The 24,565-nt window shown below is 72.0% G+C and carries 22 protein-coding genes and 1 pseudogene; 8 read left to right on the top strand and 15 right to left on the bottom strand.

All coding sequences use genetic code 11. From position 1 onward, the window contains the following. Positions 1 to 28: 28 nt before the first annotated feature. On the bottom strand, positions 29 to 595 hold the full coding sequence (locus IE096_RS01345) for an Rv1733c family protein (protein WP_189447519.1): 567 nt from the start codon (positions 593 to 595) through the stop codon (positions 29 to 31). Here IE096_RS01345 and IE096_RS32050 point away from each other — a divergent pair. Further along, a pseudogene (locus tag IE096_RS32050) lies at positions 533 to 946 on the top strand (DUF6544 family protein); the annotation flags it as partial. The gene IE096_RS01345 and the pseudogene IE096_RS32050 sit on opposite strands and share 63 nt — an antisense overlap. 215 nt (positions 947 to 1,161) lie before the next feature. On the opposite strand, the gene IE096_RS01340 reads toward IE096_RS32050, so the two are convergent. The 3 genes from IE096_RS01340 to IE096_RS01330 all read right to left on the bottom strand — a co-directional run bounded on the left by IE096_RS01340 (position 1,162) and on the right by IE096_RS01330 (position 3,616). Further along, entirely contained in the window at positions 1,162 to 2,100 is a 939-nt protein-coding gene (locus tag IE096_RS01340) for an FAD-binding oxidoreductase (RefSeq protein ID WP_189447517.1), read from the bottom strand. 197 nt (positions 2,101 to 2,297) lie between these two features. After that, positions 2,298 to 2,948 (bottom strand): CBS domain-containing protein, encoded by a 651-nt coding sequence (locus IE096_RS01335; protein WP_189447515.1) that lies wholly within the window; start codon positions 2,946 to 2,948, stop codon positions 2,298 to 2,300. 5 nt (positions 2,949 to 2,953) lie between these two features. Continuing rightward, on the bottom strand, positions 2,954 to 3,616 hold the full coding sequence (locus tag IE096_RS01330; protein WP_189449458.1) for a CBS domain-containing protein: 663 nt from the start codon (positions 3,614 to 3,616) through the stop codon (positions 2,954 to 2,956). Between the two features lie 245 nt (positions 3,617 to 3,861). Between IE096_RS01330 and IE096_RS01325 the strand changes: the two genes are divergently transcribed. From IE096_RS01325 to IE096_RS01315, 3 genes are all read left to right on the top strand, one after another. Next, positions 3,862 to 4,197, top strand: a complete 336-nt coding sequence (locus IE096_RS01325) for a hypothetical protein (RefSeq protein ID WP_189447513.1) — start codon at positions 3,862 to 3,864, stop codon at positions 4,195 to 4,197. A 467-nt stretch (positions 4,198 to 4,664) separates the two neighbouring features. Then, positions 4,665 to 5,465, top strand: a complete 801-nt coding sequence (locus IE096_RS01320) for an HAD family hydrolase (RefSeq protein WP_189447511.1) — start codon at positions 4,665 to 4,667, stop codon at positions 5,463 to 5,465. 192 nt (positions 5,466 to 5,657) lie between these two features. After that, positions 5,658 to 6,587 (top strand): universal stress protein, encoded by a 930-nt coding sequence (locus IE096_RS01315; protein ID WP_189447509.1) that lies wholly within the window; start codon positions 5,658 to 5,660, stop codon positions 6,585 to 6,587. A gap of 1,055 nt (positions 6,588 to 7,642) precedes the next feature. Here the strand turns inward: IE096_RS01315 and IE096_RS01310 are convergent. Next, on the bottom strand, positions 7,643 to 10,015 hold the full coding sequence (locus tag IE096_RS01310) for a phosphoketolase family protein (protein WP_189447508.1): 2,373 nt from the start codon (positions 10,013 to 10,015) through the stop codon (positions 7,643 to 7,645). 332 nt (positions 10,016 to 10,347) lie between these two features. On the opposite strand from IE096_RS01310, the gene IE096_RS01305 reads away from it, so the two are divergent. From IE096_RS01305 to IE096_RS01295, 3 genes are all read left to right on the top strand, one after another. Then, complete coding sequence (locus IE096_RS01305; protein ID WP_189447505.1) at positions 10,348 to 11,139, top strand: FAD-dependent oxidoreductase; 792 nt, start codon at positions 10,348 to 10,350, stop codon at positions 11,137 to 11,139. A gap of 105 nt (positions 11,140 to 11,244) precedes the next feature. After that, positions 11,245 to 11,883, top strand: a complete 639-nt coding sequence (locus IE096_RS01300; protein WP_189447504.1) for an ATP-binding protein — start codon at positions 11,245 to 11,247, stop codon at positions 11,881 to 11,883. Positions 11,884 to 12,070: 187 nt separating this feature from the next. Continuing rightward, positions 12,071 to 13,030, top strand: a complete 960-nt coding sequence (locus IE096_RS01295) for a D-2-hydroxyacid dehydrogenase family protein (RefSeq protein ID WP_189447501.1) — start codon at positions 12,071 to 12,073, stop codon at positions 13,028 to 13,030. A 637-nt stretch (positions 13,031 to 13,667) separates the two neighbouring features. Here the strand turns inward: IE096_RS01295 and IE096_RS01290 are convergent. The 5 genes from IE096_RS01290 to IE096_RS01270 are packed head-to-tail and all read right to left on the bottom strand — an operon-like array spanning position 13,668 to position 18,349. Then, a complete protein-coding gene (locus IE096_RS01290; RefSeq protein WP_189447499.1) occupies positions 13,668 to 14,255 on the bottom strand; it encodes a histidine phosphatase family protein in 588 nt (195 codons plus the stop codon). A 29-nt stretch (positions 14,256 to 14,284) separates the two neighbouring features. Next, positions 14,285 to 15,910, bottom strand: a complete 1,626-nt coding sequence (locus tag IE096_RS01285; protein WP_189447497.1) for a pyruvate, phosphate dikinase — start codon at positions 15,908 to 15,910, stop codon at positions 14,285 to 14,287. Further along, positions 15,907 to 16,533, bottom strand: a complete 627-nt coding sequence (locus IE096_RS01280) for a transcriptional regulator (RefSeq protein ID WP_189447494.1) — start codon at positions 16,531 to 16,533, stop codon at positions 15,907 to 15,909. Before IE096_RS01280 ends, IE096_RS01285 begins: the two co-directional genes overlap by 4 nt. A 59-nt stretch (positions 16,534 to 16,592) precedes the next feature. Continuing rightward, positions 16,593 to 17,390, bottom strand: a complete 798-nt coding sequence (locus IE096_RS01275) for an ABC transporter permease (RefSeq protein ID WP_189447493.1) — start codon at positions 17,388 to 17,390, stop codon at positions 16,593 to 16,595. Continuing rightward, the gene (locus tag IE096_RS01270; RefSeq protein WP_229819846.1) at positions 17,387 to 18,349 is read right to left on the bottom strand and encodes an ATP-binding cassette domain-containing protein; all 963 of its coding nucleotides are present in this window, start codon (positions 18,347 to 18,349) and stop codon (positions 17,387 to 17,389) included. Before IE096_RS01270 ends, IE096_RS01275 begins: the two co-directional genes overlap by 4 nt. Before the next feature lie 92 nt (positions 18,350 to 18,441). On the opposite strand from IE096_RS01270, the gene IE096_RS01265 reads away from it, so the two are divergent. Further along, positions 18,442 to 19,575, top strand: coding sequence for a TetR/AcrR family transcriptional regulator (locus IE096_RS01265; RefSeq protein WP_229819845.1), 1,134 nt, complete (start codon positions 18,442 to 18,444; stop codon positions 19,573 to 19,575). Positions 19,576 to 19,605: 30 nt separating this feature from the next. Here the strand turns inward: IE096_RS01265 and IE096_RS01260 are convergent, their stop codons facing one another. The 5 genes from IE096_RS01260 to cymD form a co-directional block, all read right to left on the bottom strand. Continuing rightward, positions 19,606 to 20,388 carry a 2-keto-4-pentenoate hydratase gene (locus IE096_RS01260; RefSeq protein WP_189447489.1) on the bottom strand — a complete coding sequence of 261 codons (783 nt, stop codon included), beginning with the start codon at positions 20,386 to 20,388 and terminating at the stop codon, positions 19,606 to 19,608. Further along, positions 20,385 to 21,368: a methyltransferase gene (locus IE096_RS01255; protein ID WP_189447488.1), complete on the bottom strand. Its 984-nt coding sequence runs from the start codon at positions 21,366 to 21,368 to the stop codon at positions 20,385 to 20,387. The genes IE096_RS01260 and IE096_RS01255 overlap by 4 nt, the downstream gene beginning before the upstream one ends. A 77-nt stretch (positions 21,369 to 21,445) precedes the next feature. Continuing rightward, complete coding sequence (dmpG, locus tag IE096_RS01250) at positions 21,446 to 22,495, bottom strand: 4-hydroxy-2-oxovalerate aldolase (protein WP_189447486.1); 1,050 nt, start codon at positions 22,493 to 22,495, stop codon at positions 21,446 to 21,448. Beyond that, positions 22,492 to 23,382 carry an acetaldehyde dehydrogenase (acetylating) gene (locus tag IE096_RS01245; RefSeq protein WP_189447484.1) on the bottom strand — a complete coding sequence of 297 codons (891 nt, stop codon included), beginning with the start codon at positions 23,380 to 23,382 and terminating at the stop codon, positions 22,492 to 22,494. Before IE096_RS01245 ends, dmpG begins: the two co-directional genes overlap by 4 nt. Next, complete coding sequence (gene cymD / locus IE096_RS01240; RefSeq protein ID WP_189447482.1) at positions 23,379 to 24,500, bottom strand: dimethylallyltryptophan synthase CymD; 1,122 nt, start codon at positions 24,498 to 24,500, stop codon at positions 23,379 to 23,381. Before cymD ends, IE096_RS01245 begins: the two co-directional genes overlap by 4 nt. Between the last annotated feature and the right edge of the window lie 65 nt (positions 24,501 to 24,565).

Below are 24,565 nucleotides of genomic sequence, written 5' to 3'. Positions count from 1 at the left end.
GCGAGCGTCCCTGCCCGGCCCGGTGCCGTCACCTGTGCAGCCGCTTCGACCAGAGCGGTTCCACGACCCGCCACTCGGCGGCCCACTGCTCGTACCGCTTGCGGTCGACCGCAGCGACGAGGCCGGCCCGGGCACCGAGGTAGGCGAGCAACAGCACCAGGGCCGCCACCATGCCGGTGAAACAACCCGTGGTCAGCGCCTCCTGCCGGGTCGTCGGAGGCTGGACGATCCTGTCCTTCCCGTCCACCCACACCTGGACCGTTCCGCCCTTCGGGGTGTCGCCGGGAACCTCGGTGAGGCCGAGGTGGGAGACACCCCGGTCGTCGGTCCAGCGGACCGGTGCCCACTGGTCGCCGAGCCCGGACGAGGTCCCCTGCGCTTCGGCGGCCGTGTGCGCGACGACCTGGTGCCGGGTGGCCGACTGCTCCGCCGCCGTACGCATCGCGGCGGCGTAAGTGCTCCTGCCCACCAGGAAGGGGATGACGGCCAGGGCGAGGACGAGAAGCAGCAACAGACAGGCGCAGAGCCGGTCGTGGTATCGGTCGCAGTCGCGCCGCAGGGGGTGGTGACGGTGGGACGTGCGGTGCGTTGTCATGGTGTGCCTCCGCGAACGGGAATCCAGTGCGGCTCAGCGCGCTCCTCCTACCGTCGAATCCCCGGCGAGCCCGAGTCATGGGGTCGAAGGTCCCTTGGGGGCTGCCGGACGCCGGTCCCGCAGGGAACCGAACGGCGGCGGTCATCTCCTGGCGCCCCGGGCGCGCCCCTGCTGCAAACGGTCGAGCTGGTCATGCACGGCGAATTCCGGATGGGTACCTGGCGGTGCTTTGACGCTCACCAGGTTCTCGCACCGCCGCGGGGGCTGGTCTGGGCGGCCAGGTCGCGCCTCGCGAGGTTGCCCGTCAGTGGCTTCGACCGCTACAGCGGGGGCACCGGCGAGATGCGATGGCGGATGTTGCGAACCGGCCTGTCATGTCGGGCTCCGGCCCCGACATCACCCGTAGTGCGGCCGGCCGTCTGGCCTGTGAATTCCCCCTGGTGCCGCCGGTGGCCCCGGGGCCGGCGGTGTGCTGGGAGCCGGTCGGCGACCGGCAGGCGGTGGCGCACATCCGCATCGGCCAGGAGGAATTCACTGTCACCGTGCGCGTGTCGCGTACACGGCCTTCACCCGGTGGCGTCGGCCAGCCACAGGTCGGGGCCGAAGACCTCGTACGTGATGTCGCGCGCCGATACCCCGGCGCGGAGCAGCTCGTCGCGGAAGGCGCGCATGAACGGCAGGGGGCCGCACAGATAGACGCTCGCGTCCTTCGGCAGATCGACGTCGTCGAGGCTCATGATCCCGGGCAGGGCCGTCGGCTCCTCGGTGCCGGGACGCTCGTACCAGAACAGGGAGCGGGCCGCCGGCAGGGCCTCGACCAGGCGGTGGATGTCCGCGCGCAGGGCGTGGTCGGCGGGGGAGCGGTCGGCGTGCACGACGTCGCCGAACGGTGCGGACAGGGTGAGCTCGTCACCGGTCCGTACGGTGTCCAGCAGGAGGTTGGACACCTCACCGTCGGGGACGGCCTCGCCGCGGACCCGTTTGACGGTGATGCGGCGCGTTCCGTCTCCGGGCGCCGAGGAGATGCTGTACTGGCGCAGTTGGTGCACCCCGTCCGGCATGCGGACGCGCACACTCACGTACTGCCCCGCCCGGGCCCGCGGCGCCGGGGCGCCGTCGGCCGGGCGCAGCAGGATGGACGCCGCGTCCGGGGTCTCCTCGCGCCGCTCGACAACGGTCCAGCGGCGCCAGGGCTGATCGGGCCGCACCTGGGCCTCGAGGTAGAGCCGTGCCTCCTGAGCGATCAGGGCGCCGGCCATGAGCCAGTAGACCTCGTCCCAGGCTGCCGCCACCTCGGGCGTGACGGCGTCGCCGAGCACGTCGGCGATGGCGGCGAAGAGGTACTTGTGCACGATCGTGTACTGCTCGTCCGTGACGCCGACCGCCGCGTGCTTGTGCGCGATCCGGCCGAGCAGCACGTCCGGGCGCGTGGTGATGTCGTCCAGCGCACCGCCCACGGCGGGGAGCGTGGCCCGGATCACCGCGGCGGACTCGGGGGAAAGCATGGGTGCTCCTAAGAAACTATGGCCCGCTGGTGTGGGAGCCACGGAACCCGGCAACGCAATTGCTCATAGCCTGCGGGAGAATGCTCCTGGGGAGCGGTGGGCCAACGGCCCCCTTCCGGAGGCTGACGGTCCTGGAAGCCTTCGGGCGGGGCGGGACCACCGGTCCGGTCCCTGGGGCCGTCCGGTCCTCTGCCGGATCAGGTGACGGGGGCATCCAGCCGCACATCGACACCGACGACGCCTTCGACCGCTCGCAGCAGCCGTGCCACCAGCGGGATCAGTGCCGCGTCGGTCATGTGCCCGCGGAGGGTGACGAGGCCTTCCTCCACCCGGACCTGCACCGTTGGCCGGCTGTGGGAAAAGAGCGGTGCGATGACGCTGTCGTGGATCTCGGCGGCGATGTCGTCGTCGCCGCGCAGGTAGACCTTGAGCAGGTCACAGCGGCTGACGATGCCGACGAGCCTGCCGTGCGCGTCCACGACGGGCAGCCGTTTGACGCCCGCACGGGCCATGGTGCGTGCGGCTTCCGCGACGGACGCGTTGCCGTGCACGGTGACGGCGGGAGCGCTCATAAGATCCTCGGCTGTCCTCGCGCCGGCTTTCGCCAGGTCGGTCAGCCGGTGGAGCCCGTCGGCGCCGACCGGGGCGCGGCCCTTGTGCTCCTCCTTGGACAGGAGGTCGGCCTCGGAGACGACTCCGATCACCATGTCCTCGCCGTTCAGGACCGGCACGGCGCTGACCTTCCACTCCGCGAGCGTCCTGGCGATCTCCTTGTAGACAGCGGCGCGGCTGACCGCCACCACGGTCTGGGTCATCACATCACTGACATTGCTCTGGGCGTACGGCATGGCTCTCAGCTCCTCGGCGGACCGGCGTACGAGATGCGCTGGTGGACCGATACGACCCCGTCCACCGAGCGGCACAGGCGCTCGATCACGGGAATCGCGCTCCGGCTCTCGGGCTCGACCGTGCCGGTGAGCAAGACCTGCCCTTCGGACACCACAGCGTTCACCGCCGAGGGCGCCAGGCCCATGGTCCGTTGAAGGAGGTCGCGTTCGATCTCGGAGCGGATGGCGGCATCGTCGCGCAGGTAGACCCGCAGGACGTCCGAGCGGCTGATGATCCCGAGGAGCCTGAAGGTCTCGTCGACCACGGGGAGGCGCTTGACGTGCCGCGTCGTCATCACACGGGCCGCCTCCACGACGTTCCACCCGGGCCGGGCACAGACCGGGGGAGCGGTCATCAGCTCGTCGGCCCGTGTGCTCTCGGCCTTCGCCCGCTCCCTGGGACGGAGGTGCGGGAGGGGCAGCAGGCCGAAGGGGTCGGGCAGACCGGCGGGCTTGCGTATCAGGTCGGCTTCCGAGACCACGCCGACCACCCGGTCGTCACCGTCCACGACCGGCACGGCCGTGACGTCGTTCTCCACGAGCTCCCTGACGATCCCCTTGAACAGTGTGTCCGCGCGCACGCGAACGACCTTCCGGGTCATGAGCTCGTCGACCGTGCGGTGCTCCACCATGTTCGGCTCCTTCGCGTTCTGGCACTCCGCTCATCAGCCTGGCGCCCGGGCCCGGGCCCGGCTTGGGCCGGTAGGCCCCGGTGCCGGGGCGATGGGTCCTCGGTTTCGGCTTGGTGCCGACGGTGGAACGAACGGTTCCCGGCCAACTCCGTTCCGGCGGGACTTCGGCCCTACCCGGTGCGGGCGCCCGGGAGTAGCGTCCCCTTCCGCGTCGATCGAACAGGACATCGACAGGAGGGCACATGAAAATCTGCTTCCGGACCGCAACCGTGGGTATGGTGCTCGCCCTCGCGGGTGCGGGTGCCGTCACCGGCGCAGCGCCCGCTTCCGCCTCGTCTTCCGGCACCACCGCCACGTCATCCTTGTCCTGCGATGCGTGGCAATACCAAAGGGGCAGCCGTGGGCACGGCGCATCGATCACGTGTCACGGCAGTTCCTTCACCGGGTACGTCGTCTGTCACCAGCCCGACGGCAATCTGTACCTCCGCTTCGGCAACCGCGCCCGTTCCGGTGGCACCTCCACCGCCTGGTGCGAGCTGAACGCGGAGGTCGTCGAGGCGGGGGCTCTTCCGTTCTGACCGGAACGAAGGGCGAAGGCACCGATACCGCCCCCGGACAGCGCTGACCGAACGCAAGGGGCGGCCGGGCAGGGCGTCTTCGTCGGCTCGAGTGCCATGACGCTCCGCGCCCCGGCCGCCTGGCGCCCGTCACCGCCCGCCCGGTGCGGGGTGGCGGGCCAGGCGGCCGGCGTCGGCGCCACGGGGCAGCAGGCCGGTGAGGAGTTGCGCGCCGGCCTCTTCGCGGGCCTGCGCCCAAGACCAGCGCCACCGATACGTCCGCGTGGGCGGTCACTGCCAGGCTCACCGGGCGGTGGTCAGGCTCTCCTCGGAAGCCGTCCACGCCCGCGACGACCGGTCGCACCGTCACCCGGCTGTTCCGTGGTCGATCGCGGCCGGATGGCAGGAGCCGGGGCCCTTTGGCCCATGGGCCGCAGCGGTGCCACGCCCTGTGATGGGTACCCGTCAGCGACCTGAGGAGGCAGCCGATGTGCCCGCTTGCCCGCGTACCCGAACGCGTACCCGACGACGACTGCCCGGTCCTGCCCCCTCGCATCCGCGCGGTCGTCCTCGACGCCGACTCGGTTCTCACCGACCTCGTACACGTGCAAGCGGCCACCTGGACCTTCGTCCTGGACGACTACCTGTGCACCCATGCCCCGGGTTCGGGGGCGGCGGGACCCGATCCGCAGATGGAGGTGGCGCGGTTCCTGGACGGAAGCCACCTGCTGAGCGCGGTGACCTCGTTCCTCGAGGCACGGGGATTGCCGGTGGACAGTTTCGACGAAGCCGCACGGATCACGCACGACCTCGCCGTCCACCAGCAGGAGATGCTCCGGAGGTACCTGCGCCACTACGGCATCGGCCTCCGGCGGGGAACAGCCGGACTGCTGACGGCGCTGCGCGCCCAAGGCATCGCTTGCGCCGCCGTGTCGGGCACCGCCCGCGCCCGTGGTCTGCTCGTCGCGCGAGGAGTGCTGCCCCTGCTGGACGTGGTGCTCGACGGGGACGACCAGGCCCGCCTGCGCCTGCCCACGCGCCCGGACCCGGCGCTGCTGCATCACGCCGCCCGGCTGCTGGGTGCCGGCCCTCGTGAAACAGCTGTGGTGGACGCCAGCCCGTACGGGGTTGCAGCCGCCGCACGGGGAGGTTTCGGGCGGGTCGTCGGGCTCACGCCCGCCGGGGACGTCCAGCAGATGACGGAGATGTTCCGCCATGGTGCCGACGTGGTGGTGCACGATCTCGACGAGCTGGGCGTCAGGTCCGGCCTAGTCGGCGCCGCGGCCTGAACCCCGGCGGCAGGGCGGCCGGGACCTTCGGGCCCGGCCCGGACCGTACGGCCCCGGGCGCGGCACCCCGCGCCGCGGAAGTCTGGATTGCGGGCTCACCGGTGACGGGCCCGGGGCCGGCGCCTTCGCCGGTCCCTTCCCGCCTGTACGGCCCGCCTCCCGCCCCAGCCCTTTCCGCGCTTGGAGAAGACCATGGTCCTCACCGATGTCCCCTCCGCCGACCGCGTCGTGGTCGGCTTCGACGGGTCCGGCCCCGCGCTGCGGGCCCTCGATCACGCCGCCGAGGAGGCCCTGCGGCGCAACGTCGCCCTGGAAGTGGTCTGCGGCTGGCCGTGGGGCCTGCATGGGCCGAAGAGAGGGGCGGAGCCGCGCGAGCAGACGGAGCGGGAGCGGCCGGGCGAGGCGATCACCCCCAACGAGGCGCAGACGCTCTACCGGGCGGGCCGCGCCGTCACCGACGCCGCCGTCGAACGCGTCGCCTCCCGCCACTCGGACCTGCGGACCATCCCGCACCTGACGACCGAACCCGCCGCCCGGGCCCTGCTACGGGCCGGACGAGCCGCCGCGCTCACCGTCGTCGGCACGCGCGGCCACGGCGGCTTCACCGGCCTGCTGCTGGGCTCGGTCGGTCTGCGCGTGGCCGCCCACTGCACCCGGCCGTTGACGGTGGTCCGCGGGGAGACGCGCGAGCCCCACGGGGCCGTCCTGGTCGGCATCGCCTCGGAGGCGGACGCCGACGCCGTGCGCTTCGGCTTCCAGGAGGCACACCGGCGCGGCGCCTCGCTGAAGGTGCTGCACGCCTGGCAGTACCCGGCCGTGCCGGGCGTGCTGCCGTCCGCGGAACTGTACTGGGAGGGCACCGACCAGCAACGCAGGTGCGAGGCGGCCGTGCCCGCCTTCGCCACAGCGGTGCTGCGCGAGGAGTACCCGGATGTGGAGGTACACACCGAATCCGTCTACGAGGGCGCCGCACGGGCGCTTGTCGAGGCGAGCACCCGGGCCGACGTCGTCGTCCTCGCCGCTCACCGCCCCCGCCACTCGCTCGGCCTGCAACTCGGCCCCGTCACCCACGCGGTGCTGCACCACGCCCACTGCCCCGTCACCCTCGTCCCCGTCGCCTGAACGAGTAATAACGAGGCAGCCACGCCCGTCCCGTCACCGCCGGCCCCGACGGCACTGATCACGGCCCTACCCCCGCCGACTGAGCTGTCGCCGGAGCGGCACGTCGTGGGGCGGCGCTGCGCCTGGTGCACGCCTGAGTGCGGCGGTCTTTGCACGTGACGGTCGCCGGTGACGCCGACCTCCAGCGGACAAGGCACAGGACGTGTCGAGGGAGGGCGAGCGGCGGCTACCGGCCGCCCGCCCGGCACGGGAGGTCGCCACCCGACTCATGCCCGACGACGCCGTGCCGGCCCTGGGGCAGGAACCGTCCGCGCCGGTCTGCTCGTCCTCGGCCATTCCGATCGGTGCCGTCGCTCTGCGCGTCTGCGGCAGGCCGTCGGCCCGGTGGCCCTCGTCCGCAGGCCGCGCGAGGGCGGCGCCGGGAACCCCGGCACCGGCGACATCGCCATGGGCGTGCCGGACGTCGAGGCGGAGGCCGCCGCACCCGCCCCTCGACCTCGCCTTCGAAACCGCCGCCGCGCACGTGGCCCGCGTGCGGGCCGTACGGGCCTTGACGACGATCCCGCCGCTGTTCGCCTGGAGCACGGGGTCGTACTGTCTCGCCGCCGAGACCGGCGCCCTGGGCAGCTCGCAGAGCAGCGCTGAGTAACCTCGTACGCGCCTGGCACGAGCGCCACCCGCGGGTCGACGTCGTCGAACCCGTCGAGCTGGGCGGCGCGCCGGAGGCCCTCCTGGCCCAGAGCCAGCGGGTGTCCCTCCTGGTCGTCGGCCGTCACGCCACGGCCGAGCAGCTGCCGTCCGCCCCGTCGACTCGGTCACGCAAGCGGCTCTGCGCCACGCCCCGTGCCCGGTGGCCGTGGCGGCTCGCTCTTGACGTACGGCGTCGGCGCACGGCGCCGGGGGTGATCCCCGGCGCCGTCCCGTGACCTGACGTCGACCCGGTCGCCGACCAGGCCCGGCCTGGCCCGTCGCGGGACTGGGGACGGAAACCCCGCCCGTCCACGGATCGGCTTCGGTATCGAAGACGGTGCCGGCATCGAATGCCGTCGTCCGGTCTACGGCCAGGTCCAGTCGGTGACTTCTGGCATGTCGGTGCCGTGTTCGCGGATCCAGGCGTGGTGGCGGGTGCGGGCGTCGGCCATGGCCTGACGTACGCCCGCGGCCCGTCCCGCGAGACCGGGGACGCGGTCGATGACGTCCATGACGAGCCGGTAGCGGTCGAGGTTGTTGCGCACGACCATGTCGAAGGGCGTGGTGGTGGTGCCGGATTCGGTGTAGCCGCGCACGTGCAGGTGGGGGTGGCCGGTGCGGCGGTAGGCCAGGCGGTGGATGAGCCAGGGGTAGCCGTGGTAGGCGAAGATGACCGGCTTGTCGGGGGTGAAGAGGGCGTCGAACTCGTGGTCGGTCATGCCGTGGGGGTGCTCCTCCTGGGGCATCAGGCGGGCGATGTCGACGACGTTGACGACCCGTACGGCCAACTGTGGCAGGTGGCGCCGCAGGAGGCTCGCCGCCGCAAGCATCTCCTGGGTGGGTACGTCGCCGGCGGCGGCCAGGACGACATCGGGCTCGCTGCCGGCCTTCTCGGTGCCGGCCCATTCCCAGATGCCGACGCCGCGGGCGCAGTGGGCGCGGGCGTCGTCGAGGTCGAGCCAGTCGAAGCAGGGCTGTTTGCCGGCGACGACGACGTTGACGTAGTCGCGGGAGCGCAGCACGTGTTCGGCCACGGCCAGCAAGGTGTTGGCGTCCGGCGGCAGGTAGACGCGGACGACCTCGGGGCTCTTGTTGAGGACGTGGTCGACGAAGCCCGGGTCCTGGTGGGAGAAGCCGTTGTGGTCCTGGCGCCACACGTGAGAGGTGAGCAGGTAGTTGAGGGAGGCGATGGGGCGTCGCCAGGGCAGGGTCCGGGAGACCTTCAGCCACTTGATGTGCTGGTTGACCATGGAGTCGACGATGTGCACGAACGCCTCGTAGGAGGAGAACAGCCCGTGCCGGCCGGTGAGCAGGTAGCCCTCGAGCCAGCCCTGGCAGGTGTGCTCGGAGAGGATCTCCATCACCCGGCCGTGCCGGTCGAGGTGCTCGTCCGTGGTGACGGTCGCGGCCTGCCACGCCTTGCCCGTCGCGTGGTAGACGGCCTGGAGCCGGTTGGAGGCGGTCTCGTCAGGCCCGACGAGACGGAAGTCGCGCCGGTCGCTCGTGGCCTCCAGAGCCTCTTCGAGCAGCTCGGCGAGCACCCGGGTCGGTTCGTGCACCGTGCTCCCCGGTTTGTCGACGGGCACGGCGTGGTGCTCCAGGGAGGGCAGGGGCAGCTCGCGCAGCAGCAGTCCGCCGTTTGCGTGGGGGTTCGCGCCAAGCCGGCGGGGGCCTTCGGGCACGCAGGCGAGGACCTGTGGCCGGGGCCGGCCGCACTCGTCGAAGAGTTCGGCGGGGCGGTAGGAACGCAGCCATTCCTCCAGCTGCCGCAGGTGTTGGGGGCTGTCGCGCACTTCGGAGAGGGGGACCTGGTGGGCGCGCCAGGTGCCCTCGACGGGCACGCCGTCGACCTCCTTCGGCCCGGTCCAGCCTTTGGGCGTACGCAGGACGATCACGGGCCAGCGCGGGCGTTCGGTGACGCCCTCTTCCCGTGCGGTGCGCTGGAGCAGGGCGATGCGGTCGAGGGCGGTGTCCATCGCCACGGCCATGTCGTGGTGGACCTGCAGGGGGTCGTCGCCGCTGACGTGGATCGGAGCGTGGCCGTAGCCGCGCAGAAGCTCGTCGAGCTCGGGCTCGGGCAGGCGGGCGAGCACGGTGGGATTGGCGATCTTGTAGCCGTTCAGGTGCAGGATCGGCAGCACGGCCCCGTCGTGGACGGGGTCGAGGAACTTGTTGGAGTGCCACGAAGCGGCCAGCGGCCCGGTCTCCGCCTCCCCGTCACCGATCACGCAGGCCACCACCAGGCCCGGGTTGTCGAACGCGGCCCCGTAGGCGTGGGCGAGGCTGTAGCCGAGCTCGCCGCCCTCGTGGATAGACCCGGGGGTCTCGGGGGCGACGTGGCTAGGGACGCCGCCGGGGAAGGAGAACTGGCGAAACAGCTTGGCCATGCCCGCGGCGTCCCGGCCGACGTCGGGGTAGACCTCGCCGTAGCTGCCGTCCAGCCAGGAGTTCGCCAGCACCGCCGGTCCGCCGTGTCCCGGCCCCCAGATGCACACCACGTCCAGGTCCCGTGCCCGCACGACCCGGTTGAGATGAGTGTGGACGAGGTTGAGTCCCGGTGAGGTGCCCCAGTGCCCGAGGAGGCGCGGCTTGATGTGCTCGGGGCGCAGCGGCTCGGCCAGCAGTGGGTTGTCCAGGAGGTAGATCTGGCCGGCGGAGAGGTAGTTGGCGGCACGCCAATGGGCGTCCAGTTCGTGGAGCTCCGCGTCGGTCGGGCCGGTGGCCGGTGTCGGCGTCATTTCGTCCCGCATGGATGAGCCTCCGGTGGGTTGGACGGTGCCGTACTTGTCGTTCTCCTCAGAGTCAGTGCCACGCCCCGAGCGGGCGAGGGCCGCTCGGGATCCAATCCCGGGACCTTCGGTCCGGCGCCCTCCGGCTGCCCTCCGCCGCCGGTACGACATCGAACAGCTCACCCCCATGAGTCATTCGTGAGACGAGTGGTACGCGGGCGGCGCGTGCGCGGTCCACGCGCTGCGGGAACCGGTGCCGACGGCGGTGCCCCGGGTAGGCAGGGGGCGGTGGCGGTTCGGGTCTCCCTGGAGGATGCATGATGCGTGGGCGCGGTGTAGCGGTGGCGTTGAGTTCCCTGGCCCTGGTGGGGTGTTCGCTGGTGTGGGGTCCTGCAATTCGCCGGGGCTGTCCTGCCTGGGAGGCGGCGGCGCCGCACCCCGGGACGTGGAAGGCCTGGCACCCCGTAGCCAGGCCCGCCCGCTGCTCATCCTGCGGCTGGAGCGCGAGGGGGTATGTCGACGCCCGTGCCCTGCTGGCCGCCCTGGAAGCGGCCGCCCTCAACTTGGGCGTGCGCATGGTGCCGGGCACCGTACGCGAACTGCTGGTCGGCCCCGGGGCGGTGACCGGGGTGCGGCTGGCGGACGACAGCACCCTGTCCTCCGGCACCGTCGTCCTGGCCGCGGGCGCCACCAGCGGCACTCTGGCCGACGGCGTCCTGCCACCCGGTGCGGTGCCCCCCATGCTCCACGGCACCGGCGTATCCCTGCACGTGACCCGCACCGTCACCACCACCCCCATCACCGGACCCGAACTCGGCTCCACCCACACCCTCATGCGCGAGGCGTGCGAGCAGATCGACCACACCCTGGCCTTCAGCCGCATCCAGCACCTCATGTCGGGAACCCGCCCCATCCCGCTGGACTGCTTCCCCCTCCTCGGCACCTGCTCCCTGTCCGGTCTGGTCTTCGCCACCGGCACCTGTCGCGACGGCTTCCACTACTCACCCGTCGTCGCCCGCCACCTGGCCACGACGCTGCTCGGCTCTCCGCACGCCCTCGACCGCCTGACGGCCTACCTGCGCGAGGCGCGCGCCCACCATGGCACCGGCCTTCACCCCACCACCGCTGTTTGATCCGCCGGATTCCTCGCCCCTCCTCACGCTGCTGCGCATCGAGGTCCAGCCCGGAACTCCCGAGCTCGTAGGCGTAGATCAGTCGGCTCCGCTCGCGGACACTGCATGGAAGAAGCCCGGCATGACGGGAAATCCGACGCGGTGCTGACGAAGGACATCTCTGCCGTACGCCGTGTGTTCGGGCCGGGGCGGTGCCTGATCGTGATGGGCCCGAGCGGCTCCGGCAAGTCCACCAAGGCCGCCCAGCTCGCTGCCGAGCTGGGCGCGGTCGTCGTCTCGTACGACGACCACCAGCGCCGAGCCGAAGGTGACACGGGCGTGGAGCCGGTCGGCGAGCAGGCGCTGGCGAGGGCATGGGCGGAGCTGGACGCGCACCTGGCGGCCGGCACGCTGGTGGTCGTGGACGGCACGCACTGTCAGCCCGAGCGCCGCGCCGCCGTACGGGAGATCGCGGCCGCCCACGGCGTAGAGACCATGGTTCTCGTTCTGCTGGAGCCGCTCGAGGTGTGTCTTGAGCGCCAGCGGCTGCGAGCGCGCCGTGTGCCGCCCGCTGATGTGGCCCGCCGGCACGCGACCATCACGGCGGCGCTGCCCACCCTGGCCGGTGAAGGGCATGCGGCCGTGAGAGCCTGTTTGCCATCCCAGGTTCCGGCGAACGAGCTCACCGCTGTTCCCGTACCTACTGCTTACTGGCGCCGCCGGCGACGACGCGCCCGGCCCTCGCAGCACCCGACGCCATGCTGAAGCCCGGAGTCTCGTATCCCGAAGTGAGGATCTCGTCTTCAGCGGATGCGGCGGCCGCTTGGGCGGAGGAATGATCCAGGAGACCATGATGCGACGCTTCGGCGTCGACCTGTCCGATGAATGGGCTCGGGCCCCGGTCTCGGGGTGACCCGGCTGCAGCCGACACTACCGATGGAGAAGAGCAGTCATGACACTACGTTGCGCCGTGCTTGATGACTTCCAGTCCGTAGCGACCACCATCGCCGACTGGTCGCCGCTGGCCGGGAAGGTCGATGTCGTCAGCTTCCCCGACCATTTCGGCAGTGAGGGAGAACTGGCCGCGGCCCTGGCGGAGTTCGACATTGTGGTCACCTTGCGGGAGCGGGTGCCCTTCCCCGCGTCATTGCTCGCCCGCCTGCCGCGGCTGCGGCTGCTGGTCGCCTCGGGGATGCGCAATTCGGCCATCGACTACGCCGCGGCGAGGGCGCAGGGGGTGACGGTGTGCGGTACGGCCAGTTCTCCGACTCCGCCGGTGGAGCTGACCTGGGCATTGCTGCTGGGTCTGGCCCGGGGCATCGTGCCCGAGGCCGAAGCCTTCCGGGACGGCGGCCGGTGGCAGTCCACGGTCGGAGCGGACCTGCACGGCCGCCGCCTGGGCCTGCTGGGGCTGGGCAAGATCGGCAGCCGGGTGGCCCAGGTGGGTCTGGCCTTCGGTATGGACGTCATCGCCTGGAGCCAGAACCTCACCAAGGAACGCACGGACGAGGCCGGCACCGCGCTTGCGGCGACGAAGGAAGAACTACTGGAGAGCAGCGACTTCGTCTCCGTCCACCTCGCCCTGAGTGACCGCACCCGCGGCCTGGTCGGCGCCGCCGAGCTCGCCCGGATGCGCCCGACCGCCTACCTGGTCAACACTTCACGGGCCGCCATCGTCGACCAGGACGCCCTGCTGTCCGCCCTGCGGGCCGGGACCATAGCCGGCGCGGGGGTCGATGTCTTCGACACCGAACCGCTGCCCGCAGACCACCCCATGCGCACTGCGCCACGCCTGCTGGCCACTCCGCACCTGGGCTACGTCACCCGCGCCAACTACGAGAGGTACTACGGCCAGGCCATCGAAGACATCCAAGCGTTCCTGGCAGGCGCGCCCGTCCGCCTCCTCGGCTGACTCCAGACCCGTGTCACCGACGGGCCGCCCGGCGCCGAGACTCCCGCACGCATCAGGCTGTCCCTCCCACCACCCGTAGGCGTCGAGGTCGCCCTTGCGGGGCGGGTGGGGGGTGAAGCCGCCGTCGCCGAGGAGCACGTGGACGCCCGCCGCGCGGAGGGTGGCCAGGCTGCCGGGGACGGCCGGGTGCTGATCCTGGGCGGTGTTCCAGTGCGGCAGGGCGGTGATCGGCCGGCCGAGGCCGATGGCCTCGGTCATCAGGCCCAGGGCGAGGGTGTCGCTGATGCCCAGCGCCCATTTGCGGCCCGATGCCCCCGCAGGCCCAGACCGGCAGGCCGAGTTCGGGGTCCGCCACCAGCCGTGGCTGCCCGCCAGAGCAAAACACCCCGCCCGGCGGACGCTGCGACCCCAAGACCCTGGCGGCGGGGGCCGAGGTGACGCGGACCGGCTCCTACGCCAAGCGCAACCGGGGCGGCACCACACGACGCCGGAGCGGTGCCCGATCCTCGCGACGGGCAGATTGCCCGGCTCGAATCGCTGTGCGTCGAAGGCTGGTGCGGGCATCAACACGGCAGGGTCCGGGGATCTCCCGGTGACCGGGCAGCAGCCCGGGCACGCTCGCACGCGGCGCTGTGGCTCACGGGCGGGTGCCGGCTCCGAACCCCGTCCACCGCAGCTCGGCCGGGAGGTGGCCCATGTCGTTGTACAGCAGAACCGTCGGTTCCGTGCCGTCGCGGTACTCGATCACGGTGAGTGCCGCGTTCCCGCAGTTCAGGCCGAGCCAGCGCGCCGGCGGCGCGTCCAGGGCGTCTCGGACCAGCCAGGCCACCTGGTAGGCGTGGGTGACCAGGACCTCATGCGTCTCGGTCTCGGCGGGGCACGCGAACCTGCCGGTCAGGGCGTCGGCACGGCGGCGCGCGTCCTCGGCTTCCTCGGTGCCGTAGCCGTCGAAGAACGCCGCCCACGACGGCGGCACGTCGACCGGTACGTGCGGGATGTGATCGACCAGCTCCGGCGCCTCCCGCACGACGGCGCCCGGGAGGGCGGCGCCCACGATCCGCGCGGAGTGCGCCGCCCTGGGCAGCGGCGAGTGCCAGACCGAGTCGATCGGAAGGCCGGCCAGGCGCTTCCCGACCAGCTCCGACTGCCTCTCCCCGACGTCGGTCAGTGTGCCGAAGGGGTCGGCCGCTCCGTGTCGTACCAGGTACACATGCCGGGTTGCCATGGTGGATCTCCTGTCGGGAAGGGGTCGGTTCAGCGGTCGCGCAGGGCCCTGTGGGCCGCTTCGAGGCGTTGGGTCTCGTCGCGGGCGGAGTGGTCGCCCGAGACGTCGTCGGCCCAGGCGAGCAGTCGGTGGACGTGTTCGTCGGCGGCGTCGGTGACGACGCGGGGGCTGCCGAGGGCCACGTCGCCGCTGGTGCCGTCGATGGTGATGAGCGTGCCCTCCGGGAGGGTGCGGCCTGCGGCCGTCACCGAAGCGCCGTCGTGGTCGACGACGAGGCCGGCGACACCCACGACGGCGGGTTTTCCCATGGCGCGGGCGACGACCGCGGCGTGGCTGGCGGGCCCGCCGCGCGCGGTGACGATTCCGGTGGCGGCGGCGAGGCCGTGCATGTCGTTCGGTGAGGTCTCCGGGCGTACCAGGACGACCGGATCGGTTCGGGCCATGCGTACCGCGCCGTCCGCCGTGGTCGCGATTCTGCCGGTGGCGACACCGGGGCAGGCGCCGATTCCCCGGGCGAGGACGTCGGCTTCCCCGGCGGACGCGATGCGCGGTGTGCGCACGTGCCGGAGATGGAGCGGTGAGACTCTGAGCAGCGCTTCCTCCCGTCCGATGAGCCGCTGGCCGACGAGTTCGGTGGCCACGCGGACCGCGGCACCCCCCACGAACCGGCCGGGCCGCACCTGCAGGAGCCACAGCTCACCGGACTGGAAGGTGAACTCGACGTAGCAGGCGTCGCGGTAGTGCTCCTCGATCCGGCGCAGGGCGTCGAGCAGCCCGGCCCACACGTCCGGCTCCCGCTCGGCGAGTTCGCGCAGGGGCCGGGTCATCGATCTCCCGGACACGACCTCTTCCCCCTGGTGCCCGAACAGGACTTCGCCGAACGGCACGTTCTCACCGGTGTTGGGGTCGCGGCTGAACGCGACTCCGGTACCGCTGTGGCCGTCGCGGTTGCCGAAGACCATCCGCTGGACGATCACGGCCGTGCCCAGGTCGTGCGGGATGCCGTTCACCTCTCGATAGGTGCGCGCGCGTGGTGCGTCCCAGGACGAGAAGACGGCTTCGACCGCCTGTGTGAGCTGGTGGGTGGCGTCGTCCGGGACGGGTCGGCCGCTTCGTCGCAGAACGAGGTTCTCGACCGCCTCGATCGACTGGATCAGGGACGCTTCCTCGTTCTCGGCCTGCCGCCCGGGACGCTCCGCGAGGGCGGCCGATGCGGCGTCCGCGTTCGTGGTCGCGGAGGCGAAGCTCGTCAGGAAGCTCAGCCGTGAGCTCAGCGCGAACGGCCGGTCGTCGGTCTCGGCGGCGAGGCCCTCGGTGGCTTCGGCCGTGAGGCCGAGGTTGAGGATCGTGTTCATCATGCCGGGCATGGACACGCTGGCCCCGGAGCGGACGGACACCGCCAGCGGCCTGTGCGGTCCCCCGAAGGCACGTCCGGTGGAGCGTTCGAGGTCGGCCACGGCCGTCACGAGCTCCTCGTCGAGCCCTTCGGGAAGGCGCCCGTCCCGCAGGAAGGCGCGGCAGCATTCCGTGGTGATGGCGAACCCGGCCGGCACCGGCAGGCCGAGCCGATGCAGGACGACCAGGCCGAGTGCCTTGCCACCCAGGGTCTCCGCCGTCTCCTCGACCCGGGCGGAGAGCGCGCGGATCCACCTCATCGCCGCAACCCCAGGGTGGCCAGCAGGTCTTCGTGCAGCTCCGCCCATACGATGTGGTACGACGCGGTGCTGTCGGCCACGTACTCCAACTGGCCGGCGGCGGCACGTTCGAGGGCCTCGGTGAGGCGGACGCGATAGCGGCCGAACCGGGGCAGGGCGGCGGACAGTTCGGCGCAGACCTCGGTGGCGCGTCGGTCCAGGTCGGCGAACCGGGCGAGTACCCGGGCGTCGTAGTCGGGATCGCCGTGGTCGTTGACGCTCACGACGCCGTCGACGGGGCGGAGCTGCCAGGCCGTGCAGAGGTCGAGCAGCTCGGGGTTGAGGACGAGGAACCGCTCGTACGCCGCCGTCACACGCTCGCGGGCCCGGGCCGACTCCAGTTCGTGGGTGATCCGTTCGGCGTCCGCGGCGCGGCCGGCGTCCGTGAGGCTCCACCCCGGTATGTCACCGGGCAGGCGGGTGACCAGACCGTCGGCCCCGAGATCGATCAGCTCGGACTCGGCATCGGATGCGTCGAGCCCCGTGATCGCGTGGAGCCGGGCGAGGCTGATGGTGCCGGCGCAGCGCAGGGCGTGCAGCACGAGCAGGCCGGTGTCCGTCGCGCGGGCTTCGGGCCAGGTCATGGGGGGAGGTCCTTCCAGGCGTGCGGTGCGGGGCGTGGGAGGTTCGTCGGCTGTCGTCGTCATTCCTGGCGGCCGTAGGCGCGGACCGCGAGGGGGCAGAAGACGACGAACAGGATGGCCGACCACAGCAGGGTGCGGCCGATGCTTCCGCCGTCCGGCGTCCCGTTCAGCAGGGCGCGGCAGGCGTCCATGACATGGGTGACGGGGTTGATGTCCGCCCAGGCCCCCAGCCACCCGGGGAGGGTGTCGGTCGGGGAGGCCAGGCTGCTGCCCAGCTGGAGCGGCAGGAAGGCGATGAAGCTGAACGCCAGCACGGCCTCGGCGCTCTTGACGATGACGCCGATGAACACGGTGACCCAGCTGAGGCAGAACCCGAACAGGATCGCGAGCCCGGTCGCCCCCAGCGCGGCGGGGATGCTGCCGTGGACGCGGAATCCGAGGGAGAGGCCGATGACGAACAGGATCGCGACGGCGATCAGATAGCGGAGGATGTCGGCCGTCACGGAGCCGAGCAGCGGTGCCGTACGGCTGATGGGGAGGCTGCGGAACCGGTCGGTGACGCCGTTCTTCAGGTCGAGGTTGATGGCCGACCCGGTGGAGATCATTCCGGCCAGGCCGGCGCCCATGACGAGGATTCCGGGGAACAGGTACTGCAGGTATTCGCCGGTGGAGCCGGCGACCGGGCGGCCGAACAGATAGAGGAACAGCACCATGAACAGCGCGGGGGTGACCACGCCGTTCATGATCGGACCCGGATTGCGGGTGGTCTTGAGGAGGCTGCGCTGGGCGAGCACCGCGCTGTGCCGGAGGGTGGCGAGACGTCGGGGCCGGTCGGTGCCGGTGAGGGCGGTGGTCATGCTGCGTCCTTGGCGTCGGCGGTGGGGGCTCCGGTCAGGGACAGGAAGACCTCGTCGAGGCTGGGCAGGCGGAAGGCGATCTCGCCGACCTCGATGCCGAGGTCCCGGAGCCGAGCGGTCATCTCGAAGAACTCGGCGTCGCCCGCGACCGGCACGACGAGTTCGTGACGGCGTGAGCGGTCGGGCTCCCGGCCCGCGACCCGGGCGATGACGTCGGCGGCGGGGTCGAGGTCGGCGGCGTCGGCCGGGCGGAGGACGACCGTGTGCCCGCCGATCCGGCGCTTGAGGTCGGTGGGCGTGCCGGACGCGATCACCCGCCCTTGGTCGATGACGGTGATGCCGTCGGCGAGGGCGTCGGCCTCTTCGAGGTACTGGGTCGTGAGCAGGACCGTGACGCCGTCCTCGCTGAGCCCTCGGATCATCTGCCACAACTCGTCGCGTTTGCCCGGGTCCAGTCCGGTCGACGGCTCGTCGAGGAACACGACCTCGGGCCGGCCGACCAGGCCGGCGGCGAGGTCGAGGCGGCGGCGCATGCCGCCCGAGTAGGTGGCGACGGATCGGTCGGCCGCGTCCTCGAGACCGAAGCGGGACAGCAGTTCACCGGCCCGTCGGCGGGCGTCGCCGCGCCTGAGGTCGAGGAGCCGGCCGATCATGACCAGGTTGGCCCGCCCGGACAGTTCCTCGTCGACGCTGGTGTGCTGCCCCGACAACGCGATGCGCCGACGGACCTGGGCGGGATCCCGCCGGGCGTCGATTCCGGCGACGCGCACCTCTCCCGCGTCGGGGCGCAGCAGGGTCGCCAGCACACGGACGACGGTCGTCTTGCCGGCGCCGTTGGGCCCCAGCAGTCCCAGTACGTGCCCGCGAGGAGCGGAGAGGCTCACTCCGTCGACGGCCGCCGTCCGGCCGAATGACTTGATCAGCCCCTCGACCTCGAACCCGAACCCGTTGTCACCCACGGCCCAACTCCGATGTTCGCGTATTCCAGATACCGGCATCATCCGGATGCTGCTTGTATCATGGCACACCAGGAGCCGAAGGGGGCAACACGATGGCGAGACTGACCCGCGCACAGCAGCAGGAGCGGACCCGTGCGGCGGTGCTGGTCGCGGCCCGGCAGGAGTTCGCCGAGTTCGGCTACGTCGAGGCCAAGATCGACCGGATCGCCGAGCGGGCCGAGCTGACCAGGGGGGCGGTCTACTCCAACTTCACCGGCAAGCGCGCGCTCTACCTCGCGGTACTGGTCGACGCCGCCGAACGGGCGCGGGACGCCGCCGAGCCTCCGGCCGAATCCCCCGACTCCGTCGGACAGGCGCTCGGCTCGTTCGCCCGGGTATGGCTGGAAAGGCTGCCCTTCCTCGGTGACACCCCGGGAAGCGGCCATCTGCAGTTGCGCTCGCTGTCCGGAGTGCTGGGCACCGAGCCGGCGCGGGCCGCGCTCGCGGAACTCGTCCGGTTCGAGGCACTGTTGCTCGCGCTGGCACTCGAGCCGCGTTCCGCCCTGCGCGCCGGGACCGTGCGGCCCGCCGGGCTGGCCCTGACGCTGCTCCACGGCGCGGCCGGCCTCGCGGAGAACGCCCCCGGCGTCGGCGACCCCTTCGACCTGGCGCGCGCGGCCGAGCACCTCGCCGGTATCGCCCTCGGCGACGCCCCGGAGCCGCCGCATCTGCCCTACGTCGCTCCGGCGCGCTCGACCGAGGCCCCGTGGGTGCCGCCGGGCGGTCTGCGCGACGAGATCACCGGCGGGCCGGTCGACCTCGGTGACGACGGGGTGGTCGTCGTGCTGGGCGTGGGGCGCCTGTCCGCGGCCGAGGACGCGATGCGCTCGGCGCGGCGGGACGACGAGGTGACGATCGTCGTCGTCACGAGCGACCCCGCCGAGATCGGCCGACTCGCCCGGCTCCGGATCGTGGACCTCGTCGGCTGTCTGCGCCGGGTGTTCACGGCCGACCGGCTGCCCCGGGCACGCGTCGTGTTCGACGACACCGGCACGGTCCCGGCAGCCCTCGGCCACCCCTCGGCCGACGATCTCACCGAGATCGCCGTCCGGGTCCGCGACGGACTGATCACCTCCCACGCGACCGGCCGCGGCGCGGGCCACGCCGCGGCCCGCCACCACTCCACCGACCCCGGGGCGGAGCGGGGCGATGTGACACCGGGGACGCCCACGCCGCCCGCGCGCTGAGGCCCCGTCGGCCGGAGCGGCCCCGGCGCCCTATGTGCTGAGGGACACCGAGCCCAGGGCGCCGAACGCGGCGCGGACCTCCTGGCCCGGCAGCAGGTCCACCGCGCCGGACCAGGAACCGGCCAGTACGAGGTCACCTGCCGCGATGCCGGTGCCGAAGCCCGCCAGGATGCGGACCAGGCAGGCCACCGACTCCGCCGGATGGCCCATGACCGCCGAGCCGGCGCCGATGCACTCGGTGTCGCCGCCGCGCAGGACCATCCGTGCCGCCGCCAGGTCGGTGGTGTCCGGTGGGACGCCGGGGCCGACCACGGCTGCGGCGGAGGAGGCGTTGTCGGCGACGGTGTCCACCAGGCCGATCCGCCATTCCTCGATCCGGCTGTCGAGCACCTCCAGGACGGGGCAGACCTCCGTGGTGGCGTCGAGCACGTCCCGGGCCGTGACGTCGTGGCCGCTCAGGTCGCGCGCCATCCGGAAGGCGATCTCGCCCTCGACCTTCGGTGAGATGAACCTCCGCAGATCGAGGTGGACGCCGTCGGGCAGGAGCATCCGGTCGGTCAGGTAGCCGAAGTCGGGATGGTCGATGCCGAACATCCGCTGGATCGCCGCACTGGTGGCTCCGATCTTGAGCCCGGCCGGAACGGCACCGTCCGCCACATCGAGCGCACGCACCTCGTTCTGGATCGCGTACGCGTCCGCCAGACCGAGTCGCGGGTGGCGGAGCGACACGGGCGGCACCGGCCGGCGGTCTCTGGCGGCGTTCCACAGCTCGGCGGCGAGGGTGCGGTGGAGGGTCCGAACGGCGGTCGTCATCGGCTCGCCACGAAGAGCCGGCCCCCGGGCAGACCGATCGGCACGGTCCTGGTCCGTGAGAAGCCCGCCGCGGCGAACTTGTCCGACCACTCCTGCTCGGTGGGGAGACGGACGTTCATGAAGGTGGAGTGCAGATAGGTGAAGAGCGCGCTGAACCTGCGCTCCTCGGGCTGTGGCGCGTAGGAGACGGCATCGGCCACGGCGAGGAATCCGCCGGGGGCGAGCGCGTCGCGCAGGGCGCCGAGAACGCTCCGGGCCGTGCGGTCGTCCGCGACGATGTCGTGCATGACGTAGCAGGCCAGGACGGCTTCCGCGCCGGCGACCGGCCCCGGGTCGTCGGCCAGTGACTCGATGGGCCGCTCGATCACCGTCAGGCGCTCGTGCACCCCGGAGGCCAGGGCGGCCTCCCGCGCGGCGGCGCAGGCGGCGCCGCTGATGTCGACGGCCGTGCCGGTGCGTGCCGGATTCTCCCGCAGCAGGTCGATGAGCAGGGCGCCGGAGCCGGCGCCGAGGTCCGTCACCCGGAGCGCGCCGGACGCCACGACCTGTTCCACGAGCTGCGGATAGAAGGCGCGTTCGCCGATCCATCGTGAACTGACCGCGACCCGGCGTCCGTCGCGCCGATGGGCGCGGGCGGCCTTTGCCGGGTCGGTCAGGAACGCGCGGGCATGGTCGATGAAGGGGCCGTTGGCGTTCATCGCCCAGGACACGTAGCCGGCCTGGTGACGCAGGTCGGGGTAGTCGGCGGCCGCCCGGAATTCGCCCGGGACGTCGGTCTCCACGACCAGACCGGCGGCGAGCAGCGCCGTCAGGTACGCGGTGACGCCGTCGAGGGGGACGCCGGCCGCCTTGGCCATCTCCGGGGCGGTGAACGTCCCACCGGAGTCCAGGACCTGGTCGGCCCCGATCTCGGCGCCGATCTGCAGCAGTGCGGCGACCGCGGCCGCGTCGGCCACGGAGTCCGGGGTGTGCCGTTGCATGGTTCCTTCTTCCTTGCCCGTCGGATGTGGCCTGTCGGATGTGGCCTGTCGACATGCGGGCCGTCGGATGTGGCCCGTCAGATGTGGTCGGCGGAGGTGTGTGGCGGCAGATCCCCGGGCGTCCGCTCGGCGGCCAGTCGCATGGCGACCTCGATGATGGTGTCCTCCTGGCCGGCCACCACCCGCCGCTCGCCCAGTTCGAGGAGGATCTCGCGGGGATCGACGGCGAAGCGCCGGGCCGCGCGCCGCACCGGCGCCGCGAATCCGGAGAACACCCCGGCGATACCGCTGGCGATGGTGACGCTGTCGTTGGTCGGTACGTGCTTCACAAACCGTTCCTCGGCCGTGTCCGCCGCGTCGAGGGCGCCGAACAGACTGATCCGGGTCTCCGCCTGCTCGACGTGGAGGTTGGCGGCGACCAGTTCGATCGGCGCGTTGCCCGCCCCCGCTCCGAAACCCCGTGCCGTGACGTCCACGATGGTCGCCCCCGCCTCCATCGCGGTCATGCTGTTGACCACCGACAGGCCGAGGTTGTTGTGGGCGTGGAAGCCGACGGCGATGTCGAGCTTGTCGACCAGTTCGCCGACCTTCTCCCGTACCTTCCGCGGGGTGTAGGCGCCGGCCGAGTCCATCAGGACGACCGCCTCGGCGCCGTAGTCCTGCATGAGCTGTGCCTGTTCGACCAGCTTCTTCGCCGAGGCCATGTGGCTCATCAGCAGCATGCCCTTCACGGTCACGCCCATGGCCCGCAGCATCGTGATCTGCTGGCGGGTGACGTCGGCCTCGGTGCAGTGGGCGCCCACCCGGACCTCGTCCACGCCGCAGTCGAGGGCGGGCTTGAGGTCGCGTTCGATGCTGGCGAAGCCGGGGATGGAGAGCACGCCGAGCCGGGAGCGGCGCAGTTCGGCCTTGGCGGCGCGCAGCATCTCCGCGTCGCTGATGGCCGCGATGCCGACCTGGATGGAGGAGGCGCCGAGACCGTTGCCGTGCCCGACCTCGACGACGTCCACGCCCGCCGCCTCGGCGGCCCGCGCGTACGCGCCGATGTCCTGGGCGCCCAGTTGGTGGCCGACGGCGTGGTTGCCGTCCCTGAGCGTCGTGTCACAGATCTGGAGTGTGCCGCTCATGACCGCCCCCGCCCGGCGCGAGCCTCCGCCGCGGCGACGGCGGCGCAGGTGATGATGTCCAGGTTTCCGGCATAGCGCGGGAAGTGGTCGCCCCGCCCCTCGACCTCCACCGTGAGCATGTAGCGGTCTCCGGTGGCGACCGGCGGCACCACGACCCGGTAGCCGGGAACGTAGGAACGGATCTGTTTCTCCATCGTGGTGACCGCGTCCCGCAGGGCGTCGAGGTCGACGCGTTCGGTGGTGGACACGGCGATGGAGTTGCGCATGACGATGCCCGGGTCGGCCGGGTTGATGATCAACACGGTCTTGGTCCGGGTCGCGTCGCAGAACTCGCTGGTCGCCTGTTCCGTGGTGTGCACGTACTCGTCCAGGTTGGCCCGTGAGGCGGGGCCCACGCTGGCCGAGGCGCTCGCCGAGACGATCTCCAGGTAGTCGACGTGGCCCGCGACGCGCGTGATGCACTGGGCCATCGGGACGGCCGCCTGCCCGCCGCAGGTCACCATGGAGAGGTACTGCTCCTCGACGCAGTCCTCCAGGTTGAGGGCCGGCACACAGAACGTGCCCCGGTTGGCCGGTGTGAGGTCGATGAACGGCAGCCCCAGTGGCTCGACGAGGTCCCAGTGACGGGTGGCGTCGGCGGCGGAGGTCGCGTCGAACACCAAGTCGATGTCGTCCCCGGCCTCGACGACCGCCTCGATGCCGTCGGTGCTCGTGGCGACCCCTCGGCCGCGAGCCACCTCGAGGCCGGGTGATTCGGCCCGCCGGCCGGCGAACAGCACACATGTCAGCAGCGGTGATGTCTCGATCTTCAGCAGCAGATCGGTTCCGATGTTCCCCGTCCCCACGACGGCGGTGCGCAGCGGAGCCGGATGCTCTGGCGTCCTCATTCGGTCCTTCCTCCCGCGGTGGGGCGGCCGGCGAGGTGATCTCGTCGGCCCGCACCGAGCGGCGGTGGGTTCACGTCGTGCATCTCCGGTGACAGATAGACCTTCACGCGAGGGCGGGAGCGGCCCGGCTGCCAGGAGAAGTAGTTGTGGATGCCGGTCCCCTCGTCGAGTGCGCGGTGGGCGAGCCCGGCGAGCACGTTGTCGTAGCGGCGCAGCGCCCGCGGGTGTGCGGCGAGGACCCGGTGGACGCGCCGGCGGACCTGGCCGTCGTGCTCCGCGTAGGTCCACAGCGGTATGTAGAGCGTGGCCGGGGGCCGTTCGGGGGTCTGCACGTCGAACAGCGACAGACAGGTGACGGGTGGCTGGTCGGTGAAGTGGCGGCGCCCGTCCGTCATGGTCCTGCACACGGCGCGCACCTCGCCCGGCTCGAATCCCGGGTAGGTCTTGAGGACGGCCGCCACCTCCTCGGCGTCGGCGGCGAAGTGCCGGAAGTAGACCTTCACCCGGGCCTCGGGGTCGTCGGCCAGATCCAGGGAGAGCAGGAAGGGCACGTCGTACCCGGGCCGGTGGACATGGCTCTGGACCAAGGGCCACAGATGCCTCGCCCCCACCCGGTCCAGTGCGGTGTACAGCAGGTCGAACACGCCGTCCGGGCCGGTGACGTCCAGGTAGAACCAGACCTTGAACCGGATCGGGGCGCCGGGACGCACCTCGGCGCCGTACATGGAGACGTGCGGCCCGAGGGCGTCGTCGATCAGGAGCCGGTCCGCGACGGCCGACCACCGGGCCGTGCCGGCGCCGTGACGTTCGGCGAGCAGCGACATGAGCGCCCGTGCCGCGCCGGGGTCACGGGCCGGTACGCCCACGGTCAGTGGCTCCATGGCGAACTGGAGGGCGGGCCTGTCCCCGTTGAGGTCGACGGCGTACTCCACCGGCGACCCGTCGGGCGACACGTCCGACAGGGGGAGATCGCCCGTACGGGCGGCTCCCCAGTGGTCGGTCATGGCGCGGAACGTCGCGACGAATTCCGTACCGTCGACCCCCAGTCCCAGGGATCGTGCTGTCTTCTCCAATTGCGTGGCGCAGGCATCTCGGACCGTCGCCGACTCCTCGGTCACCCGGTTCTCCTTGTCGACTTCCGCGTCGGGGCGCGGGGTGGCTCACTGCCGCATCGCCGGTCCAG

Source organism: Streptomyces abikoensis (assembly GCF_014648775.1).
In the GTDB taxonomy this organism is placed as follows: domain Bacteria; phylum Actinomycetota; class Actinomycetes; order Streptomycetales; family Streptomycetaceae; genus Streptomyces; species Streptomyces abikoensis.
Note: the sequence above shows the minus strand (reverse complement) of the source record. Positions and strands in the feature narration are given on the sequence as shown.